At 66.3% G+C, this 17,106-nt stretch carries 9 protein-coding genes; 6 read left to right on the top strand and 3 right to left on the bottom strand.

Annotated features, from left to right (window positions below; translation table 11 throughout):
• Window positions 1–74 precede the first annotated feature (74 nt).
• A complete protein-coding gene (glgX, locus tag LDO41_RS11570; protein WP_223987804.1) occupies window positions 75–2,234 on the top strand; it encodes a glycogen debranching protein GlgX in 2,160 nt (719 codons plus the stop codon).
• 2 nt (window positions 2,235–2,236) lie between these two features.
• Window positions 2,237–4,474: a 4-alpha-glucanotransferase gene (gene malQ / locus LDO41_RS11565; RefSeq protein ID WP_223987801.1), complete on the top strand. Its 2,238-nt coding sequence runs from the start codon at window positions 2,237–2,239 to the stop codon at window positions 4,472–4,474.
• A 1-nt stretch (window position 4,475) separates the two neighbouring features.
• Here malQ and LDO41_RS11560 read toward each other — a convergent pair whose 3' ends face one another.
• Window positions 4,476–6,473, bottom strand: a complete 1,998-nt coding sequence (locus LDO41_RS11560) for a PAS domain-containing hybrid sensor histidine kinase/response regulator (protein ID WP_223987786.1) — start codon at window positions 6,471–6,473, stop codon at window positions 4,476–4,478.
• Window positions 6,474–6,641: 168 nt separating this feature from the next.
• Window positions 6,642–6,779 (bottom strand): hypothetical protein, encoded by a 138-nt coding sequence (locus tag LDO41_RS11555; RefSeq protein ID WP_223987771.1) that lies wholly within the window; start codon window positions 6,777–6,779, stop codon window positions 6,642–6,644.
• A 158-nt stretch (window positions 6,780–6,937) separates the two neighbouring features.
• Here LDO41_RS11555 and LDO41_RS11550 point away from each other — a divergent pair, with 158 nt between their 5' ends.
• The 4 genes from LDO41_RS11550 (at window position 6,938) to treY (ending at window position 16,061) form a co-directional block, all read left to right on the top strand.
• A complete protein-coding gene (locus LDO41_RS11550; protein WP_223987768.1) occupies window positions 6,938–9,517 on the top strand; it encodes a glycogen/starch/alpha-glucan phosphorylase in 2,580 nt (859 codons plus the stop codon).
• A gap of 287 nt (window positions 9,518–9,804) precedes the next feature.
• Entirely contained in the window at window positions 9,805–11,466 is a 1,662-nt protein-coding gene (gene glgA / locus LDO41_RS11545) for a glycogen synthase GlgA (protein ID WP_223987765.1), read from the top strand.
• Between the two features lie 12 nt (window positions 11,467–11,478).
• Window positions 11,479–13,470: a malto-oligosyltrehalose trehalohydrolase gene (treZ, locus tag LDO41_RS11540; protein WP_377741592.1), complete on the top strand. Its 1,992-nt coding sequence runs from the start codon at window positions 11,479–11,481 to the stop codon at window positions 13,468–13,470.
• Window positions 13,467–16,061 (top strand): malto-oligosyltrehalose synthase, encoded by a 2,595-nt coding sequence (gene treY / locus LDO41_RS11535; protein ID WP_223987750.1) that lies wholly within the window; start codon window positions 13,467–13,469, stop codon window positions 16,059–16,061. Before treZ ends, treY begins: the two co-directional genes overlap by 4 nt.
• On the opposite strand, the gene LDO41_RS11530 is transcribed toward treY, so the two are convergent.
• A complete protein-coding gene (locus LDO41_RS11530) occupies window positions 16,062–17,075 on the bottom strand; it encodes an SDR family oxidoreductase (protein ID WP_223987748.1) in 1,014 nt (337 codons plus the stop codon).
• Between the last annotated feature and the right edge of the window lie 31 nt (window positions 17,076–17,106).

The following is a 17,106-nucleotide window of genomic DNA, read 5'->3' as shown; positions in this document are numbered from 1 at the left end:
GGTGAATGCAGCCTGGCGACGCGCCCAGAATAAATTTCAGAACAATCGCGACATCACAGGAAGGAGCCTTCTTCATGGCGAGCGCCCCCATCGACCGCCTGCTGCCCGGCAAACCCTATCCGCTCGGTGCCCACTGGGACGGACTGGGGGTCAACTTCGCGGTGTTCTCCGCCAATGCGAGCCGCATCGACCTGTGCCTGTTCTCGGCGAACGGCCGCCGGGAGATGCAGCGGCTGCAGTTGCCCGAATGCACCGACGAGATCTGGCATGGCTACCTGCCGCACGCACCGCTCGGTACCACCTACGGCTATCGCGCGTTCGGCCCGCACGAGCCCGCGCGCGGCCATCGGTTCAACCCGCACAAGCTGTTGCTCGATCCCTACGCGCGCCAGTTGAGTGGACCGGTGCGCTGGTCCGATGCGCTGTTCGGCTATCGGCTCAACAGCCCGCGCGCCGACCTCACGCCCGATCGCCGCGACAGTGCGCCGATGATGGCCAAGGGCGTGGTCGTCGACGAAAGCTTTCACTGGGGCGACGATCGTCCGCCTGATGTTCCGTGGCCGCGGACCACGATCTACGAGGCGCATGTGCGAGGCGTCTCGATGCTGCGCGAGGATCTGCTGCCGCATGTGCGGGGCACGTTCGCGGCCCTCGCCGATCCGCGCTTCGTCGATCATCTGCATGCGCTCGGCGTAACGGCGGTGGAGTTGCTACCGGTACACGCGTTCCTGCAGGACCGCTTTCTGATCGAGCGTGGCCTGCGCAATTACTGGGGCTACAACTCGCTCGCGTTCTTCGCGCCCGAGCCGCAGTATCTGTCGACGAATCAGCTGCATGAAATGAAGGTGGCGATCCGACGGCTGCACGCGGCAGGCATCGAAGTCATTCTCGACGTGGTCTACAACCACACGTGCGAGGGCAACGAACTCGGTCCCACCGTATCGTGGCGCGGGCTCGACAACGCCAGCTATTACCGTCTGATGCCCGGCGACGAGCGTCACTACATCAACGACACCGGCTGCGGCAACACGCTGAACATGTCGCACCCGCGCGTGCTGCAGATGGTGATGGACTCGCTGCGCTACTGGGTGCAATGCTTCCACGTGGATGGTTTTCGCTTCGACCTCGGCAGCACGCTGGGGCGCGAGGCACAGGGCTTCGATCCTGGCTCGGGCTTTTTCGATGCGCTGCTGCAGGACCCGGTGTTGTCGCGCGTGAAGCTGATCTCCGAGCCGTGGGACCTCGGGCCCGGTGGCTATCAGGTTGGCAATCATCCGCCCGGTTTTGCCGAGTGGAACGACAAGTTCCGCGACAACACGCGCCGCTTCTGGCGCGGCGATGCGGGCCAGCGCGGCGAGCTTGCGGCGCGGCTGACGGGTTCCGCGGACCTGTTCGATCGGCGCCATCGCAAGCCGTGGGCGAGCATCAACTTCATTACCGCGCATGATGGCTTTACGCTGGCGGACCTCGTGAGCTACAGCCACAAGCACAACGAAGCCAATCGCGAGGACAATCGCGATGGCAGCGACGACAACGCGAGCGCGAACTGGAGCCCCGACGGCAGTGTCGAGGGGCCAACCGACGATGCCAGGATCCTCGATACGCGCGGCCGCGTAGCGCGCGCGCTGATGACCACGCTGCTGCTCTCACAGGGCACGCCAATGATCACGGCCGGCGATGAGTGGGGCCGCAGTCAGAACGGTAACAACAACGCGTATTGTCAGGATGGTCCGATTTCCTGGCTGGACTGGAACGATGCGGCCGATCCTGCCAATGCCGCCAATGCCGCAATGCTCAGCTGCGTGCGACGGCTGCTGGCACTTCGCAAGCAACTGCCGGTGCTGACCGAGAACCGCTTCGTGCACGGCCGCACTCGCCCCGCGCCCGGTCTCGCCGATATTGCGTGGTTCGACCCGGACGGCAATGAGCTGAGCCCCGACCAGTGGGCCAATCCCGAAGAGCGCACACTGGCGCTGCGGCGTGCCGCGCATGGCAACCATACCGATGACGACACGGTGCAGGTGATTCTGCTGTGCCTCAACGCGGGCGGCACGGACGTCGAGTTCCGGCCACCGCCCCCCGGCACGCAGTGGCGCGTGCTGTTCGATAGCACCGCGCCCGATAACGATGAGGCGCCCGTGCGCAATGGCGCGGACGGGCGGGCCGCGCAGCGCGTGCCCGCACATGGCGCGGTACTGCTGGCCGCGAACGTATCCAGGGACGAGAACGGTTGACCATGACGACATCGCATAGCTCCGATGCACTCGATGCACTCGACGCACTCGAGGCGCTGGCCACACAGGCGGGACTCCAGACGCGCTGGGACGATGCATGGGGCCATCCGCAGGTGCTGTCACCCGAGGCGATTCGTACCGTACTCGCGGCGATGGATCTGCCGTGCGCGGACGCAAGCCAGTGCGAGGCCTCGCGCGCGCGCCTTGTCGCCGACGATGCCGCGCATGCATTGCCCCCCTTGATCACGGCCGACGTCGATCACCCCGTGCATGTGCCGTGGCGCGATGCGCTCGCGCAGCGGCCGTATCGGCTCGAACTCGAGGACGGCAGCGTGGTGGAAGGCGTGGCGCGGCGTATCGAGCCCACCGCCAGCGCGGGTACGCTCGGCACCAGTGAGATCGATGGCGGCGGCCTGCTCGCACTGCCGCCGATCGCGGTAGCCGGCTACCACCGGCTGCTGATCGGCGATCTCCATACGATCATCGCGGTGGCGCCGGCGCGCTGCTATGGCGTGGCCGATGCGCTGGCTGAGCGCATCGACGTCGGAATGCGAACCGCCGAAGGCAAGCCATGGGGACTCGCGGTGCAACTCTATTCGCTGCGGCGCGACGCCCCCGCCGGCCTTGGCGATCTGACCGCGCTCGCCGAAGTGTGTGAAGCCGCGGCCCGCGCGCAGGCGCAGGCGGTGGCGATCAATCCTCTGCACGCGGGCTTTGCCGCGCTGCCGTCGCGCTACAGTCCTTACTCACCTTCGAGCCGGCTGTTCCTGAATCCGCTCTATGTTGACCCCGCCGCGGCGTTCGGCGAGGAGGCCGCGGCGGCCGCGCGCGATGCGCTGGCATTGAACGATACGTTCCAGACTGCCGACGCACGCGATGAGATCGACTGGCCGACGCTGTCCACCGCGCGCTATGCGGTGCTGCGCTGGCTATGGGAGCGGCACGCGGAGCTGCTGCCACCGGAAGCGCAGCAACGCTACTCGGCGTTCCGCGCGCTGGGCGGCAATGCACTGCACGCGCATGCCTGCTTCGAAGCGCTGCAGTATGTCCAATTGCAGCGTGATCCTGAGGCCGGGGCCGACTGGCGCAAATGGCCGGCGGCATTGCACGACCCGCACGGCGCGGGCGTGGCCGAGTTTGCGCGCGATCATGCCGATGCGGTGGCCTTTCATACGTTTCTGCAATGGCTCGCCGCCGATGGCCTGGCCACGGCCCAGCAACGTGCGCGCACCGCCGGCATGGCCATTGGCGTGATCGCCGATCTCGCGGTGGGTACCGACCCCGGCGGAAGCCATGCCTGGACGCGCCAGGCCGAAGTACTCAACGGCTTCCATGCGGGTGCGCCGCCGGATGTGTACAACCCGCTGGGGCAGGACTGGGGCGTGGCGGTGTTCTCGCCGCGCGGCTTGCGGCAGCATGGTTATGGCGCATTCATCGAGATGCTGCGTGCGAACCTTGCGCATGCGGGTGGCCTGCGCATCGATCATGTACTTGGGCTTGCGCGCATGTGGCTCGTGCCCGAGGGCGCGTCCGCGCGTGACGGTGCGTACCTTAGCTATCCGCTCGACGATCTGCTGCGGTTGGTTGCGCTGGAGTCGTGGCGACATCGCGCGATCATCATCGGCGAGAATCTCGGCACCGTGCCCGCTTCGCTCAACGCGGCGCTGGCTGCGCGCGGGGTGCTGGGCATCGACGTGCTGTGGTTCGAACGCGAGGCACAGCCCCTGGTCGGCACCACAGCACGCTTCACGCCTGCCGCCGAGTGGCCCGCGCAGGCGGTGGCCACCACCACCACGCACGATCTGCCGACCATCGCCGGATGGTGGGCCGGGCGCGATATCGCCTGGCGCGCGCGGCTGTCGCAACTGGCGCCGGACGAAACCGAAGCGGGCGCGATGGCCGTGCGCGCGGCCGATCGCGCAGCGTTGTGGCAGGTGTTGGTCGAGGCGGGCTGGAGCGAGGGTGGCGAGGGTGGCGAGGGTGGCGAGGGTGGCAAGCGTGACACGCCTCCCGAGGCCGCGCCGATCGAGGCCATCCTGGCGTGGCTCGGCCGCACGCGCACGCCGCTGCGACTGGTGCCGATCGAAGACCTCGTCGGCGCGGACGAGCAGCCCAATCTGCCGGGCACGACCAGCGGGCATCCCAACTGGCAACGGCGGCTCGCGGGAGATGTGCGCGAGATATTTGTGCGCGACGATGTCAGCGCGCGCATCGCGGCGCTGCGGAGTGGGGATGTCTGAGCTACGCTCGCAATGCGCCGGTCAGCAATTCCACCGTCAGTGGCTTGACGAGGTGTTCGGCGAAGCCCGCGTCGAGCGCGCGGCGGCGGTCGTCGGCGGTGCCACGGCCCGTGAGGGCAAACACGCGCGCGCGCAGGCCACCCGCGCGCATGGCCGCCAGCACCTCGTAGCCGTCCATATCGGGCATCTCGAGGTCGAGCAGCACCACGTCCGGCACAAAGGCGCGCGCCACTTCGAGCGCCTGCGCCCCGCCATACGCGGCACGGGCCTCGTGGCCGAGCACCGCGAGCAGTTCCACCATGCTGTCCGCCGAGTCGGTGTTGTCATCGACGATCAGCACCCGACGCACAACGCTGTCGTCGGGCGCCTCGGGTATCACGGCGGCGCCATCCATCTCCACCTCCGGCAGGATCACGGTGAACGTACTGCCCCGGCCTTCGCCCGGGCTGCTGGCCTGGATCGCCCCGCCATGTGCCTCCACCACGGCGCGCGCCAGTGCCAGACCTATACCCAACCCACCCGCCAATCCACCACGCTGCCCAACCGCGTCGCTTTCCTGCGCAAACAGGTTGAAGATGCGGTCGATTGCCTCCGGCGCGACGCCCTGCCCAGTATCGGCAATGGTAGTGATCACGTTGCGCCCGTCAGTGGTCACCTCGACCGAGATCGCACCGCCGCGCGGCGTGTACTTGGTGGCGTTGCTGAGCAGATTCGACAGGACCTGTCCGAGCCGCCCCGAATCCGCGTTGACGAAGACGGGGTCCGTCGGCAACGTCACCGTAAGCCGCTGACCAGCCACATCGAGGACGGGGCGAATGGCTTCGAGGCTCGTGCTCACGATCTCGTTGTACATGGTCGGCGCGAGTTGCACCTTGAGCTTGCCGGTCGTGACACGACCCACGTCCATCAGATCCGTGACGAGGCGCGTAAGCAGATGCACCTGCCGTCCGATGATGTCCGCGCAATGGCGAATGCGTCCTTCTTCCGGCGAGGACAGCCGAATCACATCGACCGCATTGCGAATCGGTGCCAGCGGATTGCGCAGTTCATGCGCGAGAATCGCGAGAAACGCCTGCACCCGGCGACCGGCCCCTTCGAGTTCCTGCAACCTCGCCGCGTCGCTCATGTCGCGCGCGGTCCAGAGGATGCCGATCGGGCAGGCGGCCGCATCGCGCGTCAGCGCCTGCCTCAGACGACAGCGTACCAGCGTGCCGTCCTTGCGCTGCAACCGTTCCTCGCCACTCCACTGCCCTTGCGCGCGCACCGCGTCATGCGCGGCCAGATCGTTGCCGGCCGCGATATCCTGCCGCGAATACAGCAGCGATACGGGTTGCCCGATCGCTTCGCTGGCGCTGTAACCGGTCAACGCGGTCGCGCCATCGCTCCATTCGAGAATCATGCCGTCGAGGCTCAGCTCGCAGACCGCATGGTCATGCAGCGCATTGGCGAGCTGGGCGCGGCGCGCCTCGGCCTGCCCGGCACGCTCTTCGGCCGCATGGCGCACGGTCACGTCGTGGCAGGCCACAGCCAAGCCCTCGGCATGCGTCACCGCGTTGAGGTGGGCGTAGAACACGCTGCCGTCACGACGCGCGCACCAGCCGCGCCATTCCGCGCTGGCCTGCGCACGCGCGGCATCGAGCCATTGCGCGCAGGTCGCAACGATCGCTTCGTCAGGCTGATCGGTCGGGCTCGTCGCCGCCGAGGCGTGGTGCACACCCGCGGCAAGCAGCTCGCCGTCAGGATCGCCGCGCGCCAGCAGGCACGACACATGCCGGCCAACGACTTCGTCGTCCACATAACCCAGCACACGCCGCGCGGCCTCGCTCCATTGCTGAATGTGCCCGTCGCTCGCCAGATCGAACACGGCAACATCCTGCAGCGCGTCGAGCCACGCCGGGTGAGACGGATATGGCGCCGCGCCGCGCGGTACCACCCCCGCGTGCGTGCCTGCGGAAACTTCACGCGCCGATTGCAAGACCGGCGTCTGCCGCTGCCACATGAGTTGTCCTTCTCTTATTGCGAGAACGCTGCTTTTCTTGGAAGCCTGGGGACGCGCGCAATGTCACCGCGCTTACTCATCATAGACGGTCGTTTCCGCAGGTCGACGACCGCCATGGTAAGGAACGCGCGGATACATTTCGTCCGAGTGAAAAAACTACAACCGCGCTCAGGTCGAGGGCGGCTTCTGCTGCTTCTCGGGCAAGTCGCGCGCGGGCTTGTCGCCGCGCTCCTTATTGTGGTCGGGGCACTGATCCGGCCGATGATCCGGGCGGCGGGCGGGTTCATGCGGAATATGAGTCGCCATGGCGGGTCTCCGGAGCGATGGGATCGGAAAGTTTTGCACGAATGCGCACAGCACATTCCATACCAGTCGCATGTTTCATACCGATCGTAGCGGTACGCGGTAGTTCTTTTCTAGCATGGAGGCTGATATTTCCCTCCTCGATTCAGGAGCTTTCACCGATGAACGAACCCACACGGCTGCGGGCCACGCCCGCGGCAAGCACGGATCACGGCGACGACACCCGCACCGCGATGTCGGGCGCCACCATCCGTCGGGCCTTTCTCGACCATGTCTTCTACACGCAGGGCAAGCTGCCAGGCCATGCCAGCGGCAACGATCTGTACCAGGCGCTGGCCCACACCGTGCGTGACCGCCTGGTGCAACGCTGGATCAGTACCGCCGAAACGTACCAGAGCCAGCCCTCGCGCACCGTCGCCTATCTTTCCGCCGAATTCCTGATGGGCCCGCATCTCGGCAACAACCTCGTCAACCTCGGCATCTTCGACGATGCGCGCGCCGCGATGGCCTCGCTGGACCTCGACCTCGACGAGATTCTTGCGCAGGAAGTGGAGCCCGGCCTCGGCAACGGCGGTCTGGGCCGGCTGGCCGCCTGCTTCATGGACTCGCTCGCCTCGCTGGAAATTCCCGCGCTAGGCTACGGCATCCGCTACGAATATGGCATCTTCCAGCAGAGCATCATCGATGGCATGCAAGTGGAGAGCACCGATACCTGGCTGCGCAACGGCAATCCGTGGGAGATCCAGCGCTCGGAATGGGCGGTGCAGGTGCGACTGGGCGGCCACACCGAGCACTACACCGACGATCGCGGCCACTACCGCGTGCGTTGGGTGCCCGCCAAGACCGTGCACGGCGTGCCCTTCGATTCGCCGATCCTCGGCTATCAGGTCAATACCGTCAATACCTTGCGGCTCTGGCGCGCGGAAGCGACCGAGGCCTTCGACTTCCACACCTTCAATCGCGGGGATTACCTTGGCGCGGTCAACAAGAAGGTGACCTCGGAGAACCTGACCAAGGTGCTCTATCCCAACGACGAGACGCAGCAGGGCAAGGAGTTGCGGCTCGAGCAACAGTATTTCTTCGTCGCCTGCTCGCTGCAGGACATGCTGCGCCTGCTGTCAAAGCAGGGCCTGCCGGTGACGAGTTTCCACGAGAAGTTCGCGGTACAGCTCAACGATACCCATCCTGCCATCGGCATCGCCGAGCTGATGCGCCTGCTCGTGGACGATCACGGCGTGGCGTGGCCGGAAGCCTGGCACGTCACGCGCCATGCCTTTGCCTATACCAATCACACGCTGCTGCCGGAAGCGCTAGAACAATGGCCGCTCGAACTGTTCGGCCGCATCCTGCCGCGCCATCTGGAAATCATCTACGAGATCAACGCGCGCTTCCTCGACGAGGTGCGCATCCGCTTCTATGGCGATGAATCGCGTCTGACGCGGCTGTCCCTGATCAACGAGCACGGCCAGCGCAACGTACGCATGGCCAATCTCGCCTGCCTCGGCAGCCACACCATCAACGGCGTGGCGGAGCTGCATTCGCGGTTGATGCGCGAGGATGTGCTCAAGGACGTCTACGAGATGTGGCCTGACAAGTTCACCAATGTCACCAACGGCGTCACGCCGCGCCGGTGGATCGCGCTCTCCAACCCGCGCATGACGCGCCTCGTGACCGAAGCCATCGGCGATGGCTGGATCCGTGACCTCGACCAGATCCGCGCGCTCGAACCGTATGCCGACGACGCCGCGTTCCGCGAGCGCTGGTATGACGTGCGGCGCGAGAACAAGCGCGATCTGGCCAAGCTCGTGCGCGAGAACACCGGCGTGGTCATCGACCCCGATTCGATGTTCGACGTGATGGTCAAGCGCATCCACGAGTACAAGCGCCAGCATCTGGCCGTGCTCCATATCATCGCGCTGTATCACCGCATCAAGTCCGATCCGCACGCCGACATCACGCCACGCACGTTCCTGTTCGGTGGCAAGGCCGCGCCCGGCTATCACTACGCCAAGCTGATGATCCGCTTCGTCACCTCGGTGGCCGACGTGGTCAACAACGATCCGCAGGTGCGCGACCGGCTCAAGGTGGTGTTCCTGCCCAACTTCAACGTCACCTACGGCCAGCGCATCTATCCGGCCGCGGACCTGTCCGAGCAGATCTCGCTGGCCGGCAAGGAAGCGTCCGGCACCGGCAATATGAAGTTCGCCATGAATGGCGCCATTACGATCGGCACCATGGACGGCGCCAATATCGAGTTGCGCGATGCCATCGGCGCCGACTTCTTCTTTCCGTTCGGCCTCAACGCGGCCGAGGTCTATGCGCTCAAGGCGGCCGGCTACCGGCCGGCCACGTTCTACGAGAGCAACCCCGAGCTGCGCGCGGTGATCGACCTGATTCAGCACGGGTTCTTCTCCAAGGGCGATGCCGCGGTGTTCCGGCCCCTGTTCGAAGGGCTGCTCCAGCATGATCCGTACATGCTGCTGGCGGATTTCGCCTCGTACGTGCATTGCCAGCAGGATGTCTCCCACGCCTATGGCGACCGCACGCGCTGGCAGCGCATGTCGATCCTGTCGAGCGCGCGCTCTGGACGTTTCTCCTCGGACCGCGCCATCCGCGAGTACGCGGATCGCATCTGGCGCGTGGAACCGGTGCCGGTCTGCCTGCTGCATCGGGCGAGCGGGCAGGTGCAAGGCGCACAACAGGCCGGCGAAGGCGGCTTCAGCGAGCGCTGCGGGTCATGACGATATGAGGAATTGGTCCGGATTTGCCGACCGGCCGTACGGCTTTTCCGGGCGCGGTAGTTTCTACAACTGCCGCGGCAGCTTGTACATGCAAGCATGACAACCCGACGGCCCGCTACGACCCGCCGCACGCGGGCCGCAGCGGTTTTCACGCACTGCACAAGGCTGGCACGGAGTTCGCATTGCTGATCCGCGCGCATTTTGGCGCGTCATGTCAGAACCAAGCGAATAACAAGAACGCGCCCTTGATCAAAAGGCGCCCGTTCATATCCATCCGGAGTTCAACCTTGAACGCGAACATCCTTTTTGTCGCGGCGGAAGCGCAGCCTCTTGCCAAGACCGGCGGCCTGGCCGATGTCATCGGCGGCCTGGCCGGCGCCCTGCATGCGCGCGGTGCCAACGTATCGGTGCTTATGCCCGGTTACCCGCGCGCTGTCGCCGCGGCACGCGGCGTGCGCAGCCTTGGCGCGGTGCGGCTGCCGATGGTGTTGCCACCGGGGCATAGTCCCGCAAGGTTGCTCGAGGGCCACATGCCGGACAGTGGCGCGCGCGTGATTTTTCTCGATTGCCCCTCGCTGTACGATCGTCCGGGTTCACTCTACGTGGATGCCACCGGCCGCGATTTCTGCGACAACGCGCAGCGTTATGCTGCGCTCGCACATGCCGCCGCGGCTATCGCCGCCGGCGAGACGCCGCTGCCAGCGCCCGAGCTCGTCCATGCCCACGACTGGCATGCGGGACTGACGCCGCTGTTTATGCGCATGCGCGGGCTGAAGACGCCGACCGTCTGCACCATCCACAACCTCGCCTTCCAGGGCGTGTTTCCGATGGAACTCGCGGACGTGCTCGGCATTCCGCATGAGTACCTGGCACCGGACGGCATCGAATTCTGGGGCAAGCTCAATTTCCTCAAGGCCGGCATCCGCTACGCCGACCGCGTCACCACCGTGAGCCACACCTACGCGCGCGAGATTCGCACGGCGCACTTTGGCCACGGACTCGACGGACTGCTCGACTATCGTGCCGACGTGCTCGGCGCGATTCCCAATGGCGTGGACACTGCCGCGTGGGACCCCGCCACCGACCGTCTGCTGCCGGCGCGCTACGACGCGCGCACCATCACCGGCAAGCGCGCATGCAAGACCGCGCTGCAGGCACGCTTCGGATTGCCGCAGGACGCCGCCGCCCCGATCGTCGCGATGGGCAGCCGGCTTACGCATCAGAAGATGGCCGACGTGGCGCTCGACGCCATCGAGAAGATACTGGCCGCCCATGCGGATGTGCAGTTCGCCATCCTCGGCTGCGGCGACCGCAAGCTGGAGGCCGCGTACACGGCGCTGGCCGCGCGGCATCCGCAGCGCGTGAGCGTGGCCATCGGCTATCGCGAGGAAGACGCCCATTTGCTGCATGCCGGCGCGGACGCACTGCTGCACGGTAGCCGCTTCGAGCCGTTTGGCCTCACACCGGTCTATGCGATGCGTTACGGCACGGTGCCGATCGTGTCGCGGGTGGGCGGTCTGGCAGATACCGTGCGAGATGTGGGTCATGAGGCGTTGCCAGCCGCGCGCGCCAATGGGATCATCTTCGACGGCGAGGGCGCGGAGGAGATGGCGGAAGCCATCACGCGCGCGCTTGGCTGGATGGACAAGGCGAGGCACTGGCGTGCGATTCAGCGCGTCGGCATGCAGACCGACTACAGTTGGGACAGCCCGGCACGCCAGTACATGGCGCTGTATGGCGCGCTGGCACCGGCGCTGGCCATTGCTCCGCAACCGCTTGCGGAAGCTTTGGAAACGTCGATGGAGCGCGACAATGCCCTGGCAGCCATTGCCACGACGCCGGCCAGGGCGCCGAGAACCCGCAAGCCCGCACGCCCGGCACCGGTTGCCGAGTCTCAGGGCGCGAATGTGGAGATTGTGGCTAACGTGGTGAACGCCACGCTAGCCTGACCGGGACGGGTCATGATGCAGACGATGCCGATGGAGCCTGCTGCGGCCCCCGCGCCGCCGGGGGTCAATTGGGAAACGCTCGGCGGCGATGTACGCGCGCTGCCGTGCAATGCGGATGGCGAGGCGGTGTACCGCTTCGGGCCCGCGATGCTCGCCGATGGCCGCGTACGCTTTCGCTTGTGGGCGCCCGATGTCGCCGCGCAGGGACAGATCGTCCGACTCGAGATCGCGGGCGTCCCGCCGATCATGATGTCGGCGGTCGAGCACGGCTGGTTCGAGGCCGTTACCGCTTGCTGCCACGGTGCGCGATATTGGTTTCGCCTCGATGACGGCACCACGATTCCCGACCCCGCCGCGCGCGCGCAGGCTGAAGACGTGCATGGCGCGAGCGTGTTCTGGCATCCCCCAGAAGAGTCCGCTTATCACTGGCGGCACGTTGAATGGCGCGGGCGTCCGTGGCATGAGGCCGTGATCTACGAGATGCATATCGGCATGCATGGCGGCTTCGTCGGTGCGCTGAAGCTATTGCCGCGTCTGGCCGCGTTGGGGATTACCGCGGTCGAACTGATGCCGCTCGCCGAGTTTCCCGGCGCGCGCAACTGGGGGTATGACGGCGTGCTGCCGTTCGCGCCCGAGCATGCTTACGGCACCCCGGACCAGTTGCGCGAGTTTATCGACACCGCGCATGGTCTCGGCATGATGGTGCTGCTCGATGTGGTCTACAACCACTTCGGCCCCGAAGGCAATTACCTTCCGACCTACGCGAGCCCGTTCTTCCGCGAAGATCGCCAGACGCCGTGGGGACCCGCGATCGATTATCGCCAGCCCGAGGTGCGACGCTTCTTTACCGAGAACGCACGCTATTGGCTGGAGCAATTCCACTTCGACGGGCTGCGCCTCGACGCCGTGCATGCGATCGACGATGAAGGCTGGCTGCCGCAACTGGCCGAATACCTGCGCCACTGCCTGCCGAATCGCCATCTTCATCTGGTACTCGAGAACGACCACAACGACGTGTCGCTCCTGCGTGGCGGCTACGATGCGCAGTGGAACGACGACGCCCATCATGCGCTGCATGTGCTGCTGACCGGCGAGCACGACGGATACTACGGCGAGTTCAACGGCGACTTGCCTGCGGCAGAGCACGCCGGCACCGGCACGCCCGCACTGCGGCATCTTGCACGTGTGCTTGGTGAAGGCTTCGCATGGCAGGGCGAGGTGTCACCACACCGCACCGGTGAGGTTGATGGCGAGAGCGATGGTCCGTTGCAGGGCCGCGAGGTCCGTCGTGGCCAGCCGAGCGGCGGGCTCGATGCCACCGCGTTCGTGATGTTCCTGCAGAACCACGACCAGACCGGCAATCGCGCGTTCGGCGAGCGCCTGACCACGCTGACCGATCCCGACGCATTGCGCGCCGCGGTGGCATTGCAACTGCTGAGCCCGCAGATCCCGCTGATCTTTATGGGCGAGGAAGATGGCGCGCGCGAACCGTTCCTGTACTTCACCGATCATCCGCCCGCGCTGGCCCAGGCCGTGCGCGACGGCCGGCGCCGCGAGTTCGGTGCGGCCACGGCGTTCAGCGATGAACGCCGCGCGGCGAGCATTCCCGATCCGAACGCGCCCGAAACCTTCGAGGCATCGCGCCCGCATTGCGACGATACGGACGGCTACTGTCGCGCATGGCATCACTATTACAGCGAGCTGCTGTCGATCCGCCGGCACGAGTTGGTGCCGCGCCTGGCCGGTACGCGCAGCGCGGGCGTCGAGATTCTCGGTGATCGTGCGCTGGTCGCGCGCTGGACGTTAGGCGATGGCAGTGTGCTGGCGATATGGCTCAACTTCGGCGACGTGCCGGTGCCGGCCCAATGCGAAGCATCGACCGCGCTGCATTCGAGCCTGACGCCCGGTGGCATTGCCACGCTGACCGGCGGCACGCTGCCGCCATGGTGCTGCGTCACGTGTCTGCATCGGAGCGATACACATGTCGCGCTCACTCACTTATGACCGATCTCGATGTTGCCGGCGTGCCGCGCGCCACGGCGCGCATGCAGATGCATGCGGCCTTCACGTTTGCCGATGCCGCGGCGTTGGTGCCCTACCATGCGGCGCTTGGCATCAGCCATCTCTACCTGTCGCCGATCACGTGTGCACGGCCCGGCTCGACACACGGCTATGACGTGACCGACTGCACGCGCATCAGCCCCGAACTCGGCGGCGAGGATGGCTTTTACGCGCTGTGCCGCACCGCGCGGGCTGCCGGCCTTGGCATCGTGCTCGATATCGTGCCGAACCATATGGCGGCGAGCGCGACGCATAACTACTGGTGGCGCGATGTGCTGGCGCACGGCCGCGACAGCCGCTACGCCGACTACTTCGATATCGATTGGGATTCGCGCGATCCCGCGCTCGCGGGCAAGGTACTGGTGCCGATTCTCGGCGAGCGCTACTGGGAAACGCTGGCTTCGGGCGCCCTTTCGCTCGAACGCGATGCGGACGAGCGGCATGTCTTGCGCTACGGCGATCATGTGCTGCCGCTCGCCGCGTCGCCCGCATCGATGCCCGCGGCAGCGCCCGGCAATGCCGAAGCCTGGCATGCGTTGCTCGAACGTCAGCACTATCGGCTGGCGTGGTGGCGCACCGCCGCCGCCGAACTGAACTGGCGCCGCTTCTTCGAGATCAGCGAACTGGTCGGCGTGCGTCAGGAGCGCGCGGAGGTGTTCGAGGACACGCATGCGCTGGTGTTTCGGCTCTACCGTGAAGGCTGGATCGATGGCGTGCGCGTCGACCACGTCGACGGCCTCGCCGATCCGGCCGGCTATTGCCGCCAGTTGCGCGAGCGCCTCGATGCGCTGCGCCCGGGCCGCCCCGGCGATAAGGCGCGCGAGCATCCGTGGATCGTGATCGAGAAGATCCTCGCCGAGGACGAACCGCTGCCGGCGGACTGGCAGACCGATGGCACCACCGGCTACGACTTTATGAACGACGTGGCGGCGGTGTTGCACGACGCGCAAGGCGCACGTACGCTCGACGCGTTGTGGCATGACATGAGCGGCGACCGGCGCGACTATCCCGCCTATGTCACCGTAGCGCGCGAGCGTATTCTGTCGCACCACCTGATGACCGAGTTTGGCGGCGCGTGCGCGCGGCTCTACGCGCAGGTGCGCGCCACGCCCGTGCAGCGCGACATCACGCTGGCCGCGCTGCGGCATGCGCTAACGGCGTTGCTGTTGCAGATCCCGGTGTACCGGACGTATTACGTGGCCGGAGAACGGTTGGGAGACAGCGCAACCGATGACGCCCTCGTCGCGGCCGCCACCGCCCGCGCCCACGCAACGCTGGCGCCCGACGAGCAGGTCGCTCTCGACTTTATCGTCGCGGCCCTGCGCAACACCTCCCCGATCGGCACGCCCGCTGGCGACCTGCGCACGAAATTGCAGCAGGTCATGCCCGCACTCGCAGCCAAGGGCGGGGAGGACACCGCCTTCTATCGCTACGGTCGATTGCTGTCGCGCAACGAGGTGGGCAGCGACCCCACCATCCTCGCGCTCACCCCCGCGCAGTTCCACGCGCGACTGGTCGCGCGGCCTCCGCAGGCGATGCTGGCGACGGCAACCCACGATCACAAGCGCGGCGAAGACGCGCGTATGCGGCTGGCGGTACTCAGTGAACTGGCGGACGAATGGCGCGATGCGGTCCACGATTGGGAGGCGCGTCTCGCACCGGTGCTGACGGCTTCGCCCCATGGCCCCGATGGCGTCGATCGCCTGATGCTGTACCAGACCCTGCTCGGTGCGTGGCCGGCGGATCCGCGCGCGCTGCAGACCGAGCCCGCGCAGAAGGACTTCATCGCGCGCGTGCTGGCATGGCAGACCAAGTCGATTCGCGAAGCCAAACGCCATGGCAGCTGGACCCATCCCAACGAGGAATACGAAACCGCCTGCGAGGTCTTTGTCGCGGCACTGGGCGAGGCCGGCGCCGATGGCGTGCTGGAGCGCATCGGGCAATTCGCCCATCGCCTCGGCCCCGCGGCCGCGTTGAACAGCCTCGCACAGACGCTGCTGCAACTGACCGCGCCGGGTGTGCCCGACCGCTATCAGGGCAATGAAGGCTGGGACTTCAGCCTGGTCGATCCCGACAATCGTCGCGCGCCCGATTACGAGCGACTGCGCGCGCAATGCGAATGCACCGCCGGATGGGCGCACTGGTTACGCCACTGGCGCGACGGCCGCATCAAGCAGCAATTGATTCGCGCGGTATTGCAGTTTCGCCGCGAGCACGAAGTATTATTCACGGCAGGGTCGTGTCATGCGCTGGCGACCACCGGCGATCTGGCCTCGCACGCACTCGCCTTCGCGCGCCAGTGCGGCGAGCTGGAAACCATCACGATCGTCACGCGGCATGCCGCGCGCCATGTCGAGCCGGAGCTGCCGCGCATTCCCGCGCAATGCTGGGGCGATACCGCGGTCCGCGCGCGCGATGGTGGCGCCTGGGTCGATGTGCTCACGGGCCGGACCATCGCCGTGCATGCGGGACATCTGCGACTGAAGGATGTCCTGCAGCAGTTACCAGTGGCCCTGCTCGCGCGCGGTGGTTGATCAACGTCGATTGCGTAATAGCGCAGTAATCGCGGCGGAGGCACCCACCACCAGCATCGTCGTCAACACCGGATGCTTCGCCGAAGACGTATAGGGACACGAGCGCAGCGCGCGCCGGTGACCGGTGCGTTCGATCAGGCTGTTGCCACCGTCATACAGCGCGTTGTCCTCGCGCGGTCCCGCCGGCATGCTGGTCTGCTGCGCACGGCTCATAAAGCGCTGCATAAAGCGATCGAACGCATGCGGGGCGTGATAAGCGGCCGCCGAGAACGCCTTGGCTGCGCCGCCGACGAACAGGTCCCGGCGTGGATGCTCGGCCGCAAACAGGATCGCATCGGCCGCCAGCGCGGGATCGTAAAGCGGCGGCGCCTGCTTCGGCTCGAAGTGGAGGAAGTTCTTGGCGTGCGTCACCATCGGCGTCTCGAGGCCCGCCGGCTTGATCAGCGTGACCGAGATCGGCGCCTTCTCCTGTTCGAGTTCGAGCCGCAGCGTATCGGTGAAGCCCTTGATGGCATGCTGCGACGCCGTATAGGCGCTCTGCAGCGGCATCGGCCCATCGGCGGCCTCGCTACCGATATTGATGATCGCGCCACCCCTTTCCCGCAAATGCGCCGCCGCCACCAGCGAGCCGTGCACCACACCCCAGTAGTTGGTGTCGAACAGACGTCGCTGATCTTCGAGCGGCACGTCGCCATGACGGCCGAAGATCGTCACGCCGGCATTGTTGATCCAGGTATCGAAATGACCGAAGCGCTCGATCGCGGTATGCGCCACGCGCGCGACATCCTCCTGATTGCCAACATCGGCCTTCACGGTAATGACTTCGGTGCCATGCTCGCGTAACTCTTCTGCCAGTTGATGCAGCGCTTCCTCGCTGCGTGCGACCAGCACGAGACGCGCGCCACGCGCGGCCGCCTTGCGCGCGGTAATCAATCCCACGCCGCTGCTGGCGCCCGTGATCACAATCACCTGGGAACCAAGCTTCTTGAGTTCGACCTTCTTTGTGGATTCCATTGTGTTGCGTCCTCCAGAGGGTGACGAATCA

The organism is Cupriavidus pampae (genome assembly GCF_914271485.1).
GTDB lineage: Bacteria > Pseudomonadota > Gammaproteobacteria > Burkholderiales > Burkholderiaceae > Cupriavidus > Cupriavidus pampae.
This window is presented reverse-complemented; position numbering and strand designations above follow the sequence as displayed.